At 68.2% G+C, this 14,876-nt stretch carries 19 protein-coding genes; 16 read left to right on the top strand and 3 right to left on the bottom strand.

The features are described from left to right. Window positions 1-27 precede the first annotated feature (27 nt). The 5 genes from EV650_RS09965 to EV650_RS09945 are packed head-to-tail and all read left to right on the top strand — an operon-like array spanning window position 28 to window position 5,127. Window positions 28-873, top strand: a complete 846-nt coding sequence (locus EV650_RS09965; RefSeq protein WP_134117544.1) for an FHA domain-containing protein — start codon at window positions 28-30, stop codon at window positions 871-873. An 18-nt stretch (window positions 874-891) separates the two neighbouring features. Further along, window positions 892-2,103 carry a 1-deoxy-D-xylulose-5-phosphate reductoisomerase gene (dxr, locus tag EV650_RS09960; protein ID WP_134117542.1) on the top strand — a complete coding sequence of 404 codons (1,212 nt, stop codon included), beginning with the start codon at window positions 892-894 and terminating at the stop codon, window positions 2,101-2,103. Continuing rightward, entirely contained in the window at window positions 2,100-3,407 is a 1,308-nt protein-coding gene (locus EV650_RS09955) for a M50 family metallopeptidase (RefSeq protein ID WP_134117540.1), read from the top strand. Before dxr ends, EV650_RS09955 begins: the two co-directional genes overlap by 4 nt. A 26-nt stretch (window positions 3,408-3,433) precedes the next feature. Beyond that, window positions 3,434-4,576, top strand: coding sequence for a flavodoxin-dependent (E)-4-hydroxy-3-methylbut-2-enyl-diphosphate synthase (gene ispG / locus EV650_RS09950; protein WP_134117537.1), 1,143 nt, complete (start codon window positions 3,434-3,436; stop codon window positions 4,574-4,576). A 2-nt stretch (window positions 4,577-4,578) separates the two neighbouring features. Continuing rightward, entirely contained in the window at window positions 4,579-5,127 is a 549-nt protein-coding gene (locus EV650_RS09945) for a nucleosidase (protein WP_134117535.1), read from the top strand. Here EV650_RS09945 and EV650_RS09940 read toward each other — a convergent pair. Further along, window positions 5,108-5,614 (bottom strand): NUDIX domain-containing protein, encoded by a 507-nt coding sequence (locus EV650_RS09940; RefSeq protein ID WP_166678071.1) that lies wholly within the window; start codon window positions 5,612-5,614, stop codon window positions 5,108-5,110. The two genes, EV650_RS09945 and EV650_RS09940, sit on opposite strands and share 20 nt — an antisense overlap. Before the next feature lie 78 nt (window positions 5,615-5,692). On the opposite strand from EV650_RS09940, the gene EV650_RS09935 reads away from it, so the two are divergent. The 4 genes from EV650_RS09935 to trxA all read left to right on the top strand — a co-directional run bounded on the left by EV650_RS09935 (window position 5,693) and on the right by trxA (window position 8,883). Beyond that, on the top strand, window positions 5,693-6,478 hold the full coding sequence (locus tag EV650_RS09935; RefSeq protein ID WP_134117532.1) for a cyclase family protein: 786 nt from the start codon (window positions 5,693-5,695) through the stop codon (window positions 6,476-6,478). After that, window positions 6,475-8,097, top strand: a complete 1,623-nt coding sequence (locus tag EV650_RS09930; RefSeq protein WP_134117530.1) for a thiamine pyrophosphate-binding protein — start codon at window positions 6,475-6,477, stop codon at window positions 8,095-8,097. The genes EV650_RS09935 and EV650_RS09930 overlap by 4 nt, the downstream gene beginning before the upstream one ends. A 70-nt stretch (window positions 8,098-8,167) precedes the next feature. Then, window positions 8,168-8,536 (top strand): MerR family transcriptional regulator, encoded by a 369-nt coding sequence (locus tag EV650_RS09925; RefSeq protein ID WP_134117528.1) that lies wholly within the window; start codon window positions 8,168-8,170, stop codon window positions 8,534-8,536. Then, complete coding sequence (trxA, locus tag EV650_RS09920) at window positions 8,533-8,883, top strand: thioredoxin (protein WP_134117526.1); 351 nt, start codon at window positions 8,533-8,535, stop codon at window positions 8,881-8,883. The genes EV650_RS09925 and trxA overlap by 4 nt, the downstream gene beginning before the upstream one ends. A gap of 356 nt (window positions 8,884-9,239) precedes the next feature. Here trxA and EV650_RS40955 read toward each other — a convergent pair whose 3' ends face one another. Both EV650_RS40955 and EV650_RS09915 read right to left on the bottom strand, forming a co-directional pair. Beyond that, the gene (locus EV650_RS40955) at window positions 9,240-9,371 is read right to left on the bottom strand and encodes a hypothetical protein (protein WP_238174120.1); all 132 of its coding nucleotides are present in this window, start codon (window positions 9,369-9,371) and stop codon (window positions 9,240-9,242) included. A gap of 25 nt (window positions 9,372-9,396) precedes the next feature. Beyond that, a complete protein-coding gene (locus EV650_RS09915; protein ID WP_166678070.1) occupies window positions 9,397-9,765 on the bottom strand; it encodes a VOC family protein in 369 nt (122 codons plus the stop codon). Between the two features lie 55 nt (window positions 9,766-9,820). Between EV650_RS09915 and EV650_RS09910 the strand changes: the two genes are divergently transcribed. The 7 genes from EV650_RS09910 to EV650_RS09880 are packed head-to-tail and all read left to right on the top strand — an operon-like array spanning window position 9,821 to window position 14,797. After that, window positions 9,821-9,985 (top strand): ribbon-helix-helix domain-containing protein, encoded by a 165-nt coding sequence (locus EV650_RS09910; RefSeq protein ID WP_134117521.1) that lies wholly within the window; start codon window positions 9,821-9,823, stop codon window positions 9,983-9,985. Beyond that, complete coding sequence (locus EV650_RS09905; RefSeq protein WP_134117519.1) at window positions 9,982-10,620, top strand: VOC family protein; 639 nt, start codon at window positions 9,982-9,984, stop codon at window positions 10,618-10,620. Before EV650_RS09910 ends, EV650_RS09905 begins: the two co-directional genes overlap by 4 nt. Further along, window positions 10,617-11,099: a GNAT family N-acetyltransferase gene (locus tag EV650_RS09900; RefSeq protein ID WP_134117517.1), complete on the top strand. Its 483-nt coding sequence runs from the start codon at window positions 10,617-10,619 to the stop codon at window positions 11,097-11,099. Before EV650_RS09905 ends, EV650_RS09900 begins: the two co-directional genes overlap by 4 nt. Before the next feature lie 17 nt (window positions 11,100-11,116). Beyond that, window positions 11,117-12,370: an MFS transporter gene (locus EV650_RS09895; RefSeq protein WP_134117515.1), complete on the top strand. Its 1,254-nt coding sequence runs from the start codon at window positions 11,117-11,119 to the stop codon at window positions 12,368-12,370. A gap of 51 nt (window positions 12,371-12,421) precedes the next feature. Next, window positions 12,422-13,246: a GNAT family N-acetyltransferase gene (locus EV650_RS09890; protein ID WP_134117513.1), complete on the top strand. Its 825-nt coding sequence runs from the start codon at window positions 12,422-12,424 to the stop codon at window positions 13,244-13,246. 54 nt (window positions 13,247-13,300) lie between these two features. Continuing rightward, window positions 13,301-14,413 carry a M14 family zinc carboxypeptidase gene (locus tag EV650_RS09885; protein ID WP_238174119.1) on the top strand — a complete coding sequence of 371 codons (1,113 nt, stop codon included), beginning with the start codon at window positions 13,301-13,303 and terminating at the stop codon, window positions 14,411-14,413. 24 nt (window positions 14,414-14,437) lie between these two features. Next, window positions 14,438-14,797, top strand: coding sequence for a DoxX family protein (locus tag EV650_RS09880; RefSeq protein ID WP_134117511.1), 360 nt, complete (start codon window positions 14,438-14,440; stop codon window positions 14,795-14,797). The last annotated feature ends 79 nt before the right edge of the window (window positions 14,798-14,876 follow it).

The following is a 14,876-nucleotide window of genomic DNA, read 5'->3' as shown; positions in this document are numbered from 1 at the left end:
GTCGCGATTCCTGGATACTGATGCACTGTGGGGGTGCAGATGGAGCCGATCAGCGGATTCGTGCGCGCCGTGGTGGGGGATGTCGCCTTCATCTTCGGCAAGGGCATGGTCAACGCGTACCTGCTGGCCCGCCGCAACGGCGTAGCCAGGCCGCAGCTGGACCTCCTGGTCCGGTCGCACGGTCAGTACGTGCCACTGTCCGTTCCCACCGGCACAGTGCCCGCCGTCGATCGACTGGTCGGGCTGGACGAGACCCGTCCGGCGCCACTGCTGACCGTTGAGTTCACCCCTGGCGACACCGGAGCTGAGGCGCACCTCACGGCCAACAGTCCGGTCCTGATCACGATCACCGACGTCAGCCACCGCGAGTACGACGCTGTGGTGCTCACGACCTCGCTCGGCGCAGCGGCGTACGCGCAACTGCCGCCCGGCTACTACCACGTGTCCGCTGTCGTCGTGGACGAGTACGGCGACCTGCTGCAGGGGTACGGCGCTCAGCACAACCTGCACGTGGAGAAAGGCGACGACCTGATCGTCTCGCTGTCGATCCGGACCGCCGGGGTCGGCGAGATCGCCACGGCACTCGAGACCGGGCCGCAGCCGGTGCTGGTCGGTCGGGACGGTGACGTCGTACCGATCCTGGACCTGGTCCGGATCGGGCGGGCGCCGGACTGCGACCTGATCATCGACCGCCAGGAGATCAGCCGGCACCACGCGGAGCTGCTGCGGATCGACGCGACCAGCTACGAGCTGCGGGACCTGGGCTCGACCAACGGGACACAGGTGAACGGCGTACCGATCCAGACCGCCATGGTCGGTCACGGCGACGAGATCCGGCTCGGCGCGCTCCCGTTCCGGCTCCTGCTGTCCTGACCTGGAACAATGGCGCCCGTGAACCCGCGCAGCGTCGTCATCCTCGGTTCGACCGGCTCGATCGGTACTACGGCGCTGGAGCTGATCGGTCGGAACCGGGACCGCTTCCGTGTGCTGGCGTTGTCCGCCGGCGGTGACAACGTCGGGTTGCTGGCGGAGCAGGCGCTCGAGTTCGGTGTTGAGGTCGTCGCGGTGGCGAAGGCCACGGTGGCGCAGGACCTGCAGTTGGCGTTCTACGCCGAGGCTCAGCGGAAGGGGTACGCACAGGGCGAGTTCCGGATCCCGAAGATCGTCACCGGACCGGACGCCTCCAGCGAGCTCGCGGCGATGCCGTGTGACGTAGTTCTCAACGGGATCAACGGATCGGTCGGTCTGCACGCGACGCTGGCCGCGCTGGACGCCGGGAACACGCTGGCGCTCGCCAATAAGGAGTCGCTGGTGATCGGCGGACCGATCGTCACGCGGCTGGCCAAGCCGGGGCAGATCATCCCGGTCGACTCCGAGCACAGCGCGATCGCCCAGTGCCTACGCGGCGGCTCGGCCGACGAGGTCGGCAGGCTGGTGCTGACCGCCAGTGGCGGGCCGTTCCTCGGCCGATCGCGGAGCGAGCTCGCGAACGTGACCGTCGAGCAGGCCCTGAACCACCCCAACTTCGCGATGGGTCCGGTCGTCACGATCAACTCCGCAACCCTGGTGAACAAGGGGCTGGAGCTGATCGAGGCGCATCTGCTGTTCGGGATCCCGATGGACCGGATCGACGTGGTCATCCACCGGCAGCAGGCGATCCACTCGATGGTCGAGTTCTCCGACGGGGCCACGATCGCGCAGGTCGGCGTACCGACGATGACGGTGCCGATCGCGCTCGCGCTCGGCTGGCCTGACCGGATACCGGACGCGTCGCCGCCGTGGAGCTGGACCGAGGCGAGCACCTGGACGTTCCAGCCGGTCGACGACGCCGAGTTCCCGTCCGTCGGGCTGGCCCGGGAGGCCGGGAGCCGGGGCGGGACCGCGCCGGCCGTCTTCAACGCGGCGAACGAGGTCTGCGTGCAGGCGTTCCGGGACGGCCGGCTGCCGTTCACCGGGATCGTCGACACAGTCGCCCGGGTAGTGACCGAACACGACGTACCCTCGTATGTGGAACTGTCCGTCGACGACGTGCTCGCGGCGGATGCGTGGGCCCGGGACCGGGCCCGGCAGATCACTGGAGTACAGGAGACTCAGCAGGCATGACCGTGCTTCTCACCATTGTCGGCATCGTGCTGTTCGTCGCCGGGGTCCTGATCTCCGTCGGGCTTCACGAGATGGGTCACATGATCCCGGCCAAGGCGTTCGGGATGAAGGTCACGCAGTTCTTCGTCGGCTTCGGCCGGACCGTCTGGTCGGTCAAGCGCGGCGAGACGGAGTACGGCATCAAGGCGATCCCGGCCGGTGGATTCGTCCGGATCATCGGGATGATGCCGCCCGCCAAGGGCCAGGACCCGACCAAGGTCCGCAAGGCGAACACCGGACCGATCCAGTCGATGGTCGAGAACGCCCGGTCCGCGGAGTACGAGACGATCGCGCCCGAGGACGACGGCCGGCTGTTCTACCAGAAGGTGTGGTGGAAGAAGCTGATCGTGATGGCGTCCGGGCCGCTGGTCAACGTGGTGATCGCGTTCGTGCTGTTCGGCGGCCTCTACATGCTCTACGGGACGCCGGTCGCGCAGACCACGGTCTCCACCGTCACCGACTGTGTCATCCCGGCCAACCAGGCGACCCCGGACCGCAAGTGCACCGACACCGACAAGGTGTCGCCGGCCAAGGACGCCGGGTTCCAGGTCGGCGACAAGATCGTGTCCTTCAACGGCACCCAGATCTCCAGCTGGGACCAGCTCACCCCGCTGATCCGGTCGAACACCGACAAGCCGGCCACGATCGTTGTCGAGCGCAACGGCGTACAGAAGACGCTGAAGACCAGCACGATCATGAACCAGGTGCAGGAGAGCGCCACCTCGGAGAAGCTCGTTTCGGTCGGATTCCTCGGGATCTCGCCGACCGAGAAGGTGGAGCGGCAGAGCTTCGGCTTCGTGGTCGACCAGATGGGCAAGCTCACCGTCAGCACCGTGCAGGCGCTCGGTCGCTTCCCGGAGAAGCTGGTCGGAGTGGCGAAGTCGATCGTTGGCGGCCAGCGCGACCAGGACAGCCCGATGAGCGTCGTCGGCGCGAGCCGGGTTGCGGGCGAGGTCGCCTCCAGCGACCTCGGCGTCGGTCAGAAGATCGCCACCGGGATCCTCCTGCTCGCCTCGCTGAACCTGTTCCTTGCCTTGTTCAACTTCATCCCGCTGCTGCCACTGGACGGCGGCCACATGATCGGCGCGATCTGGGAAGGCATCCGGCGCGGCCTGGCCAAGCTCTTCGGCCGTCCCGACCCCGGGTACGTCGATGTGGCGAAGCTGCTCCCGATCGCGTACGTGGCGGCCAGTGTGATCGTGGTGATGGGCGTGCTGCTCGTCATCGCCGACATCGTGAACCCCATCAAACTCTTCAACGGCTGACCTCCTCACCCAACGGTTAAGGACACATGAGCATCAACCTGGGCATGCCCGCGCTGCCACCACCCACCCTCGCGCCGCGACGCAAGACCCGTCAGATCAAGGTCGGTAGCGTGCTGGTCGGCGGAGACGCGCCGATCTCGGTGCAGTCGATGACGACCACGAAGACCCACGAGGTCAACACGACGCTGCAGCAGATCGCGGAGCTGACCGCGGCGGGCTGCGACATCGTCCGGGTCGCCTGCCCGCGGCAGGAGGACGCCGACGCGCTGGCCGAGATCGCGCAGCACTCGCAGATCCCGGTGATCGCCGACATCCACTTCCAGCCGAGCTACGTCTTCGCCGCGATCGAGGCGGGATGTGCGGCGGTCCGGGTGAACCCGGGGAACATCCGCAAGTTCGACGACCAGGTCAAGGAGATCGCGCAGGCCGCGAAGGACCACGGGACGTCGCTGCGGATCGGGGTGAACGCCGGCTCGCTGGACCCGCGGCTGCTGCAGAAGTACGGCAAGGCGACGCCGGAGGCGTTGGCCGAGTCGGCCGTGTGGGAGGCGTCGCTGTTCGAGGAGCACGACTTCCACGACTTCAAGATCTCCGTGAAGCACAACGACCCGGTCGTGATGGTCCGCGCGTACGAGCTGCTGGCCGAGCAGGGTGACTGGCCGCTGCACCTCGGCGTGACCGAGGCCGGGCCGGCGTTCCAGGGCACGATCAAGTCGTCGGTCGCGTTCGGCGCACTGCTGGCCAAGGGCATCGGCGACACGATCCGGGTCTCGCTGTCCGCGCCGCCGGTCGAGGAGGTCAAGGTCGGCCTGCAGATCCTGCAGTCGCTGAACCTGCGCGAGCGCAAGCTCGAGATCGTCTCCTGCCCGTCCTGCGGCCGCGCCCAGGTGGACGTCTACACCCTCGCCGAGCAGGTCACCGCCGGCCTCGAGGGCATGGAGGTCCCGCTCCGCGTCGCCGTCATGGGCTGCGTCGTGAACGGCCCCGGCGAGGCCCGCGAGGCCGACCTCGGCGTCGCCTCTGGCAACGGCAAGGGCCAGATCTTCGTCAAGGGCGAGGTCATCAAAACCGTCCCCGAATCCGCCATCGTAGAAACCCTGATCGAAGAAGCCATGCGAATCGCCGAATCCATGGAAGCCACCGGAGACCCGACGGTCACGATCAGCTGACCGTGGCCGATTATCTGGTGGTTAGTGCGGTTGTTGGGGAGGCTCGGTATGTGCCGGACGGGCTTCCTGTGGTGGTGACTGGGGTGGGGAAGACGGCGGCTGCGGTTGCGGTTAGTCGGGCGTTGGGTGGGCGGGATACTTCCGACCTGGTGGTGCTGAATGTTGGTACGACTGGGGCGTTGCGGGATGGGTTGTCTGGGTTGTTTCTGCCTAGCGTGGTGATCAATCACGACGTGAATGCGGAGGCGGTTCGGGCGATCGGGTTGGATCCGCAGGACGAGTTGCCGGTTGAGGGTGGCGACGGGACAGTGCTTGCTTCGGGCGACGTGTTTGTGACGGATCCCGTCGTACGGGCGCGGTTGGCGGAGCGGGCGCAGTTGGTGGACATGGAGGCGTACGGCGTCGTCTACGCGTGCCGTGAGTACGGCGTCCCCGTGCGGGTCGTGAAGCACGTGTCGGACTCGGCCGACGAGGCCGCGCTCGACTGGCCGGCGTTGGTGGACGCGAGCGCTAAGGTGCTGGGGGAGTGGGTCAGCGACTACGTGCGCTGAGCCATTCCAGTACGGCGATCTCCCGCACCAGCCACCGCATCACGCCGACCCCGCTCTCCAACACCCTACGGTTGGCCGCCAGCGCCGCGTCGACAGTCACCCATCGCGGCGTGAGCTCCAGCTCCGCCTCGTACCCCTCCAACTGCTGCCGACCGATCGACCTTCCGCCCGAGCAGGCGAAGTAGTACGACGTCATGCCGAACACGTCGTACTCCGGCTCGATCGCGGCGACCTCCTCCCGGGTCGTCGCCAACTCGGCTCCGACCGCAACCCCGTCGTACCCGCACTCCTCGCGGAGCTCTCGCCGCAGCGCGACCTCGAAGGACTCGCCGGCCTCGACGCCGCCGCCGGGGAACTTGTAGTCGCCGTGGCGCGAGCCGAGCAGTAGCAGCTCCGGTCCGCGGAAGAGCACGCCGCGGACCGCGGTCCGTTCGACCAGCCGTCCGCCAGGTGGGAGTTCGGGTGAACGGAACGTCGCCAGCAGCATGCGGGCCATTGTCCTGGACGGGGTCAGGGTTGTCGTCCTAGCGTCAGGGGTCCGCACGCCACTCGCCTGGAGGTTCGCATGACCGGTTCGTCACCCCTAGCGGCGCTCGTCGCAGCCCTCGCCGACGGGTCGGTCGAGGTGGTGGACCTGACGTCGCCGCTGTCCGCTTCGACCCCGGTGATTCAGCTGCCGCCGGAGTTCGGGCAGACGGCAACGTTCGCGCTGGAGGAGATCAGCAGGTACGACGATCGCGGGCCGGCCTGGTACTGGAACAACTTCACCAGCGGCGAGCACACCGGCACCCACTTCGACGCACCGAACCACTGGGTCACCGGCAAGGACCTCGCCGACATCGCGTCGGTTCCGGCCAACCGGCTGATCGCGCCGGCCGTCGTACTCGACTTCACCGCGGAGGTCGAGAAGAACCCCGACTTCCTCGTCGAGGTCGACCACCTCAAGGCCTGGGAGGCGGACAACGTACCGCTGCCCGCCGGCGGTTGGTTGTTCGTACGCACGGGATGGGCGGCGCGATCGCACTCGCAGGAGACGTTCCTCAACGCCGACGAGAACGGGCCGCACACGCCGGGCCTGTCGCCGGAGTGCGCGCGGTGGGTCGCTCAAGAGTCGCCCGTACTCGGGATGGGCGTCGAGACGGTCGGGACCGACGCCGGGAAGGCGCACTCGTTCGACCCGCCGTTCCCGTGCCACTCCTACCTGATGGGCAGCGACAAGTACGGGCTGACGCAGCTGCAGAACCTCGCCGAACTGCCGCCGACGGGCGCGGTCATCATCGCCGGACCGCTGCCGATCGTCGGCGGCTCCGGCGCTCCCGCGCGGGTGCTGGCGCTGGTCGAACGCGGATGAACGTCGCGGATGCCGTCGGCCGGGCGCTGGCGGCTGCCGGTGTCCGTCAGGTGTTCGGCGTGATCGGTTCGGGCAACTTCCACCTGACGAACGCGATGGTTGCCGGTGGCGCGCAGTTCGTTGCCGCACGCCACGAGGGCGGCGCGGCGACGATGGCAGATGCGTACTCACGGATGAGTGGGACGGTCGCCGCGATCTCGATGCATCAGGGCTGCGGCCTGACGAACGCGATGACCGGGATCGCCGAGGCGGCGAAGAGCGGTACGCCGATGATCGTCGTGGCGGCGGAGGCGACCGAGCCGCGGTCGAACTTCTACGTCGATCAGGACGCGCTCGCCCGCGCGGTGGGTGCGGTGCCGGTGCGCATCACCTCGGCGGAGACGGCGGTCGCGGAGGCGGTCGGTGCCGTGGAGACAGCCGTTCGCGAGCGCCGTACCGTGCTGCTCAACGTTCCGCTTTCCCTGCAGGCGTTGGAGATTCCCGCCGAGGCCGGCGAGACCGCGAGTGCGCCGCCGCCTTCGCGGGACGCGGTGGTGCCGGATGCCGCCGAGGTCGCCGCACTGACCGACCTGCTGCGGCGTGCCGAGCGCCCGGTCTTCGTTGCCGGGCGCGGAGCTCGTGGACTTCGACAGCCGCTCGAAGCGTTGGCCGAACGATCCGGCGCGCTCCTCGCGACCTCGGCCGTCGCGCACGGTCTGTTCCACGGCAACCCCTGGTCGCTCGGGATCTCCGGCGGCTTCGCCTGCCCACGTACGGCGGAACTGATCCGCGGCGCCGACCTCATCGTCGGCTGGGGCTGCGCGCTGAACATGTGGACGATGCGTCACGGTCAGCTGATCGCACCCGACGCGACCGTCGTGCAGGTCGACGACGACAAGTCCGCGCTCGGCGCGCATCGCGAGATCCAGCTCGGCATCACCGGCGACGTCGAGCTCACCGCCACGCTCGCCTTGGAGGCGTTCGGCGAGCAGCGCGTGGGGTATCGCACCGACGAGCTCGGGAGCGTGCGCTGGCGGGATGTCGGGTACGACGACACGAGTACGGCGGAGCGGATCGATCCACGGACGCTGAGTATCGCGCTCGACGACCTCCTCCCGGCCGAACGCGTGGTCGCCGTCGACTCCGGCAACTTCATGGGCTACCCGAGCGCCTACCTGTCGGTGCCGGACGAGAACGGCTTCTGTTTTACCCAGGCGTTCCAATCGATCGGGCTGGGCCTTGCGACCGCGATCGGTGCAGCGCTGGCGCAACCGGACCGGCTGCCGGTCGCCGCGCTCGGCGACGGCGGTGCGCTGATGAGCGCTGCGGAGCTCGACACCGTACGCCGGCTGGGCCTGCCGATGCTGGTGGTCGTGTACAACGACGACGCGTACGGCGCCGAGGTGCACCACTTCGGTCCGAGCGGATACCCGGTGGACACGGTGACGTTCCCGCCGACCGACATCGCGGCGATCGGCCGCGGGTACGGCTTCGAGGCTGCGACCGTGCGAACTGTCAATGACCTGACCGCGGTCAAGGACTGGCTGAACGGGTCCCGGTCGGCGCCGATGCTCGTGGACGCGAAGGTCGTTGCGGACGAGCCGTCCTGGTGGCTGGAGGAGGCGTTTCGCGGCCACTGAAGGTCGCAGCCTATCCTGGCTTGACCTTGACCCCAGGGGCAAGGTTTAGCGTCGGGGTGAAGGAGGCGGGATGCGGATCAGCGATCTGGCGGCCGAGGCCGGTGTGACGGTCAAGGCGGTGCGGTACTACGAGTCGCAAGGGCTGCTCAAGCCACGCCGGGAGGCGAACGGCTACCGGGCGTACGACGCGGACGACGTGGTCGTGGTGCGCGAGGTGAAGGCGCTGCTCAGTCTCGGGCTGACCGCCGAGCAGACGTACCCGTTCATCGAGTGCCTGCGGGCCGGCAACGAACGGGCGGACGTGTGCCCGGCCTCGCTGACGGCGTACCGGACCCGGATCGCGGACGTGGACCGGCGGATCGAGGAGCTCACCGATCTGCGGGCCCGGCTGACCGACCTCCTGACCGATGCCGAGAGCCGGAGGATGAATCAACTATGAGTGATCTGAACACCGTCGACGAGGCCACTTTCGAGGACGTCGTACTGCGGTCCGACAAGCCCGTACTAGTGGACTTCTGGGCCGAGTGGTGCCCGCCCTGCCACCAGATCGCGCCCGTGCTGGCCCAGATCGCGGCCGAGCGCAGCGAGCGGCTGAACGTGGTCAAGCTGAACTCCGACGAGAACCCAGCGATCTCCGCCCGCTACCGAGTGATGGCACTCCCGACCCTCATCCTCTTCCACCGCGGCGAAATGATCTGGTCCGTCGTAGGTGCCCGCCCGAAGGCCAAACTCCTGAAAGACCTCGACGAAGCCCTGACCCCGGTCGCCCCTAGCTTGGTGGGATGACTCAGGAGCACAGCGGCGGAGACGCGGGTAAGGCTTCGCTCAACGCGAGGATCGAGGCACGCGCCGCGGACCTGTGGCGGGAGTGGCAGCCTGGCGTTGAACAAGCCTGGGAGGCCAACCGGCCCACGACCGCGCCCCAAAGGACCCCCGACGTCAGCCGATAACCGCCACTCCACTCACTGCCGGGCAGCCACCCGCAGACGATTGGCTGGCTCCTGACTGCGCCGGTGCAAGCTGCAGCGCGTACCGCCGGGCCATCACAACTAGGGCCAGGTAGCGGCGGCCCCGCCTGGCCGGCTCCCGAGTGCGGCATTGTGATGGCGTGGACGCCCGCAGCCGCGGCATGGTCGGGGGCGTCAGAGTGCTGTCTGTTGGTGGAACGCAATCCGCCATTCACCGCTGACGTTGGTCCACACCGTGCTCGCGTACGACGGGAACTGCGCTTCGTTGCCATCGACAAGCACCGTCACCTCGACCCGGTAGGTCACGATCGCCGTGATCCCCGAACCAGGCCTAGCTGTTGAACTTGTAGAGCTCTACCAGTACGCCGTGGGGACCGGCGACGTACGCCGAGGTGGTACCCCAGTCCGTGTCGATCGGCTCTAGGACTACCTTGCCGCCGCGCTCGCGGATCTCTTCGATGTCGGCGCGTACGTCGTCGCTGCTGAATTGCAACAGCGTGCCGCCGTGTGCGCCGAAGTCGTCGACCATCGCCCCGGTGTGCAGCGCGATCGTGATCGCCCCGGCCTTCACCTCGGCGTACCCCTCGCCGGCGTTGCCGGAGATCTCCAGGCCGAGCACGCCGGAGAAGAAGTCCGCCAGGTCCTGGTTCTTCTCCCGGCTGTCGGTGAGCAGGCCGAGGTGGTCGAAACGGAGATTCATTGCTGGACTCCCTGCTGATTGACTGTTAGCCATCTAGAATGCTAGCAATATAGCCATGGCGGATGACGGTGGCAAGAAGGTGCAGTTCAACGTGTATCTGCCGCCTGGATTGGTGCGGCGGGTGAAGCACAAGGCGATCGACGAGGCGGCCAGTCTGTCGGCGTTGGTCGAGCAGGCGTTGACGGAGTACCTGGACAAGCACGGGGAGGCGCGGGGATGAACGACGTGGTGATGAGGCCGCTGCGGTTCACGGCCGATGTGGACGCGATGCGCGCGTTCCTCGAGACGCTGGGGTTGCGGTCGCGGATCGAGTCCGAGCGGGGCGGCTGGGTCGACATGCTGACCGGTCGGGGGATGGTCGCGCTGCACGATGCCGCGAGCAGTAGTACTGGCGGGCAGCCGGGGCAGACGAGGCTCTCGTTCGAGGCGGAGAAGATCGACGAGCTCAGAGACCGGCTGGAGCAGGTGGGGTTCGTCGACGCGACGGTCTTCGACGAGGCGTACGGGCGGGTGTTGTCGGTGACCGCGCCCGATTCGGTCGTCATCTGGGTCGACGAGCGGGCCGAGGACATGTACGGGTACAAGGTGCACGACGTACGTCCAGACGATCGCTGGTCGGTCACGCCGTACCTGACCGGTGCCGAAGAGCCGGCCTGGCGCCGCTTCCTCGAAGGCGTCGGTGCAACCGTCCGGTTCGGACCGGACGACGGCGAGTTCGCCGTCCGGCTGGACCTGAGCACCACCGAGGACCTGGACGACGTACAGGCCCGCCTCGACAACTATCAGGTCACCCGGACCGCCGCCGGCCTGGAGATCGTCGATCCGGACGGCCAGCTCGTAGTGGTGCACGGATGATCGCCGTACGCCGGGCCGAGCTCAACGACGTCGACGCCGTCCGCCAGATCGGTCTGAGCACCTGGCCGGTCGCGTACGCCGGACTGGTGCCGCAGGACTTCATCACCGACGGACTGGCCCAGTGGTGGTCGCCGGAAGCCGTCGAACGCGGTATCAGCAAAGGCATCACCCTGGTCGCGGCCTATCAAGACGAGCTCGTAGGCATGGTCGGACTCGGCCGTCAGGACGACTACTGGGTGATGTGGAAGCTGTACGTCCTCCCCGATCACCAGGGCAAGGGAGTCGGCAAAGCACTCCTCGACGCCGCGATCGCCGCCCTTCCGGAAGGTACGCCGGAGTTGCTGCTCGACGTCCTGGTCGCGAACGAGCAGGCGATCGGCTTCTACCGTTCACAAGGCTTCATCGAGCCCACGCGAACCCCGGACCGCGATCTTGGTGATGACCTGATGTGGATGGCCATTGACCTCGACCGGACCTGAAGTTGCAAGATTCGGCCATGACGGTGACGCCCGAGCGGCTGCGCGACGACCCGGACTTCCGGCGGTACTGGCTGGCTCGCGCCCTGTCGATCACCGGCTCGATGGTGACGGCGATCGCCCTGCCGGTGCTCGTCTACCGGCTGAGTGGTTCGACCGTCCTCACCGCGCTGGTGACCGCTCTCGAGTCAGCGCCGTACCTGCTGGCCGGGCTGTTCGCCGGCGCGCTAGCCGACCGCTGGAACCGGCGGCGGACGATGGTCACCGCGGACTGCGTCAACGCTGTCCTCGTCGGGTCGGTGCCGGTCGCGCACCTGCTCGGCGTGCTGACGGTCGCGCAGGTCCTGGTGGTGGCGTTCACGGTGCAGGCCGTCTACACGTTCTTCGACGGTGCGAACTTCGGCGCGCTACCGGTCCTGGTCGGCCGCGCCCGAGTCGCCCAGGCGAACTCCGCGGTCTGGACGGCCTCAAGCCTGATCGAGCTCTTCGTCCCGCCGCTGACCGGCCTGACCCTCGCCGTACTCGATCCGGCCAGCCTGCTCACGCTCGACGCACTGAGCTTCGCGGCGTCCGCGTTCGCCGTCCGCGGGATCGTCCGGGCGATGTCCGAGTCGCGCGCCGGTCAGCCGCCGCTGCGGCCGCGGGTGGTCCTGACCGACATCGGTGACGGCCTGCGTTACCTGATCGGGCACGCCGGTGTGCGGACGATGACGATCGTCGGCAGCGTGCAGTCGTTCGCCGGCGGCGGGTTCATGGCGCTGATCGTGGTCTGGTGCGACCGCGTTCTGCACGTCGGTACGTCGGGACTCCGCTTCGGACTCGTCTGGGGAACGTGGGGGATCGGCGGGCTGATCGCAGCGCTGAGTCTGCCGCGGTTGCTGAAGCGGATGCCGCCCGCCGCGATCACGCTCTACGCGCTGCCGGTCTCGGCGCTCCTCGGAGTCCTCTCGCCGCTGTCGACACACTGGATCGTCGCCGCGCTCGCCTTGCTCGTCTGGGGCTCGGCGTACGTGCTGGTGATCGTGAACGCGATCTCGTACCGGCAGCAGGTGACGCCGGAGAAGCTGCTCGGCCGGGTCAACACGGCGGGCCGGATGCTGTCCTGGGGAGTCGGCTGGACGCTGGGTTCGGTGCTCGGCGGTGTGCTCGGTAACGCGTTTGGTCCGCGGACCGGGATGGTGCTGATGGGGCTGTGCGGATGCGCCGGTGTCGTCATCGCCTGGACCTCGCCGTTGCGCCGGATCGCGGCCGGGCAGGACGCCGACCTGGCCTGATTCGCGGCCCCATTGCATACGTCGGCGGCGATGATCCGCTAGGTTCTGCCCGTGGGCGTACGGGTTCTCGGTCCTCGCGACCTCGCGGCGGCGCGCGCGGTCATCGCCCGCGATCCGGTCATCAACGTGTTCGTCGACAGCCTCGTGCAGGCGTCCGGACTCGACCCGCGCCGCGGCGCCGAGGTCTGGGGGTACGTCGACAAGGGCGCCCTCGAGGCACTGTGTCATGCCGGTGGGAACATGGTCCCGGTCGGGGCGGACGACGCGGCGCTGCGGGCGTTCGCGGCGTACGCGATGCGGCGGGGCCGGAACTGCTTCCAGATCCTCGGGCAGGCACGTGCGGTCGAGCAGCTGTGGGAGATCCTTGAGCCGCACTGGGGTCCGGCCCGCGAGGTCCGCGACGACCAGCCGTTCATGGTGATCGAGGGGCTGCCGCTGATCGAGCCGGATCCGCTGGTCCGGGCGGTGGAGCCGGTCGAGTTGCCGATCCTGTACCCGGCCTGCGTGGCGATGTACACCGAGGAGGTCGGCGTACCGCCGCAGACCGGGCCGGACGGGACCTTCTACCGGTCGCGGGTGGCCGAGCTGATCCGGCTCGGGCGGGCGTTCGCGCGGATCGAGGACGGGCGGGTCGTGTTCAAGGCTGAGGTCGGGTCGGTCGGGACCGGGGTCTGCCAGATCCAAGGGGTCTGGGTCGATCCGGAGTACCGCGGCCGGGGGCTGGCCGCGCCCGGGATGGCGGCGGTGGTTGAACTGGCTCGCCAGATCGCTCCGGTGGTGACGCTCTATGTGAACGCGTTCAACCTGCCGGCCAGAGCGGCGTACGAACGCGTCGGTTTCCGGACCGTCGAAACCTTCGCGACGATTCTGTTCTGATACCGCGCACTCTCCGTGATCCCCGACGATCGGTTGTCGGGTTGGCTGGTCATCGTGCGAAGGCTCGCCGTTCTCCTGTGCACCAGTGCTCTCGTCCTGATGTCGTCGACCGGCCACTCGTCGGCCGCTCCACCGGTCGTCGTACTGGAGGCGACGTACTACGGCGGGTATCACACCACCGCGGGCCACGAGCAGCACAATGCGGCCGTTGCCGCGGCGCACCCGGATCTGGTGAAGCTCTACGACATCGGCGATTCGTGGAAGAAGGCGAAGGGACAGGGCGGGCACGACATCCAGGCCTTGTGCATCACCAAGCTCGCGGCCGGCGATTGCGCGTTGCACAGCACCGGGAAGAAGCCCAAGTTCGTCGTGCACGCGCAGATCCATGCGCGCGAGCTCGCGACCGGCGAGATCGCGTACCGGTGGATCGACCTGCTCGTCTCGTCGTACGGCGTGGACCCTGAGATCACCGCGCTGCTGGACACCCGCGAACTGTGGGTCGTGCCGATCGCGAACCCGGACGGAGTGGACGTGGTCGCGTCGAACCCGACGCGGCCGCTCCTGCAACGGAAGAACGTCGACGACAGCGCCGGCGGCTGCCGCGCGGGCTACCCCGGAGTCGACCTGAACCGGAACTCGTCGTTCCAGTGGGACGGTGATCAGGGCGGTCCCTGCGACGAGATGTACCCAGGTGCGAAGGCGGCGTCCGAGCCGGAGACCGCAGCGATCCAGGGCTTCCTGGCCAGGATCTTTCCCGACACCAAGCGCGGTGTCGACGACTCGGCCGCCGCGAGCACGACCGGTGTCTTCGTGACGCTGCACAGCTACGGCGACGACATCCTGGCTCCCTGGGGCTACACCGGCGCGGCCGCGCCGGACCGGGACGCATTGGTGGCCCTAGGCAACAAGATGGGTGGGTTCACGGGCTATCCGGTCTTCACCGGGGACGGCGGGATCGGGTACTTCACGCCGGGCTCGACCACCGACTGGTTGTACGGGACGCGCGGCGTGCCGTCGTACACCTTCGAGATCGGGCCGAAGGTGGGATGGTGCGCCGGGTTCCTGCCGGCGTACTCGTGTGTTTCCTCGACGTTCTGGCCGTTGCTGAAACCAGCGTTGGTTTATGCCGCTCAGGCCGCCGGGACGCCGTACGGGCAGCTACCGTGATTACCGTCGGGTAGGCTCCGGCCCATGGTTTCGCGAAGCACCAAGAGCCTGGCCGTTCTGTTCGGCGTGCTCGGCACGCTGCACTTCGTGAAGCCGGAGCCGTTCGAGCAGATCGTGCCTCGCGTGCTGCCGCGCAAGAAGGAACTCGTGTACGCCTCTGGGGTCGCCGAGCTCGCGTGCGCGGCCGGGCTGCTGCACCCGCGGACGAGGCGGCTGGCCGGGCTGGCGAGCGCCGGGCTGCTGGTCGCGGTGTTCCCGGCGAACGTGCAGATGGCCGCTGACCTGCGGAAGAAGGGGTCGCCGACCGCCCAGGCGGTCGCGTTTGCGCGTTTGCCGTTGCAGCTACCGTTGATTCGCTGGGCGCTCAAGGCTGCCCGCGAGTGACCTGTGGATAACGTGGTGAGAGCATGTCCGCCGGGCGGATATTCTCTGTGACGTCCTGATTCCTGTTTTTGCACGCTTG

It is taken from the genome of Kribbella kalugense (assembly GCF_004365875.1).
Classification (GTDB): Bacteria; Actinomycetota; Actinomycetes; order Propionibacteriales; family Kribbellaceae; genus Kribbella; species Kribbella kalugense.
Note: the sequence above shows the minus strand (reverse complement) of the source record. Positions and strands in the feature narration are given on the sequence as shown.

Bases quoted from the DNA above. Each gene is read 5' to 3' on its own strand.
- EV650_RS09955 (WP_134117540.1), top strand. From the start codon at position 2,100: ATGACCGTGCTTCTCACCATTGTCGGCATCGTGCTGTTCGTCGCCGGG.
- ispG (WP_134117537.1), top strand. From the start codon at position 3,434: ATGAGCATCAACCTGGGCATGCCCGCGCTGCCACCACCCACCCTCGCG.
- EV650_RS09940 (WP_166678071.1), bottom strand. From the start codon at position 5,614: ATGCTGCTGGCGACGTTCCGTTCACCCGAACTCCCACCTGGCGGACGG.
- EV650_RS09935 (WP_134117532.1), top strand. From the start codon at position 5,693: ATGACCGGTTCGTCACCCCTAGCGGCGCTCGTCGCAGCCCTCGCCGAC.
- EV650_RS09930 (WP_134117530.1), top strand. From the start codon at position 6,475: ATGAACGTCGCGGATGCCGTCGGCCGGGCGCTGGCGGCTGCCGGTGTC.
- EV650_RS09925 (WP_134117528.1), top strand. From the start codon at position 8,168: ATGCGGATCAGCGATCTGGCGGCCGAGGCCGGTGTGACGGTCAAGGCG.
- trxA (WP_134117526.1), top strand. From the start codon at position 8,533: ATGAGTGATCTGAACACCGTCGACGAGGCCACTTTCGAGGACGTCGTA.
- EV650_RS09915 (WP_166678070.1), bottom strand. From the start codon at position 9,765: ATGAATCTCCGTTTCGACCACCTCGGCCTGCTCACCGACAGCCGGGAG.
- EV650_RS09910 (WP_134117521.1), top strand. From the start codon at position 9,821: ATGGCGGATGACGGTGGCAAGAAGGTGCAGTTCAACGTGTATCTGCCG.
- EV650_RS09905 (WP_134117519.1), top strand. From the start codon at position 9,982: ATGAACGACGTGGTGATGAGGCCGCTGCGGTTCACGGCCGATGTGGAC.
- EV650_RS09900 (WP_134117517.1), top strand. From the start codon at position 10,617: ATGATCGCCGTACGCCGGGCCGAGCTCAACGACGTCGACGCCGTCCGC.
- EV650_RS09895 (WP_134117515.1), top strand. From the start codon at position 11,117: ATGACGGTGACGCCCGAGCGGCTGCGCGACGACCCGGACTTCCGGCGG.
- EV650_RS09880 (WP_134117511.1), top strand. From the start codon at position 14,438: ATGGTTTCGCGAAGCACCAAGAGCCTGGCCGTTCTGTTCGGCGTGCTC.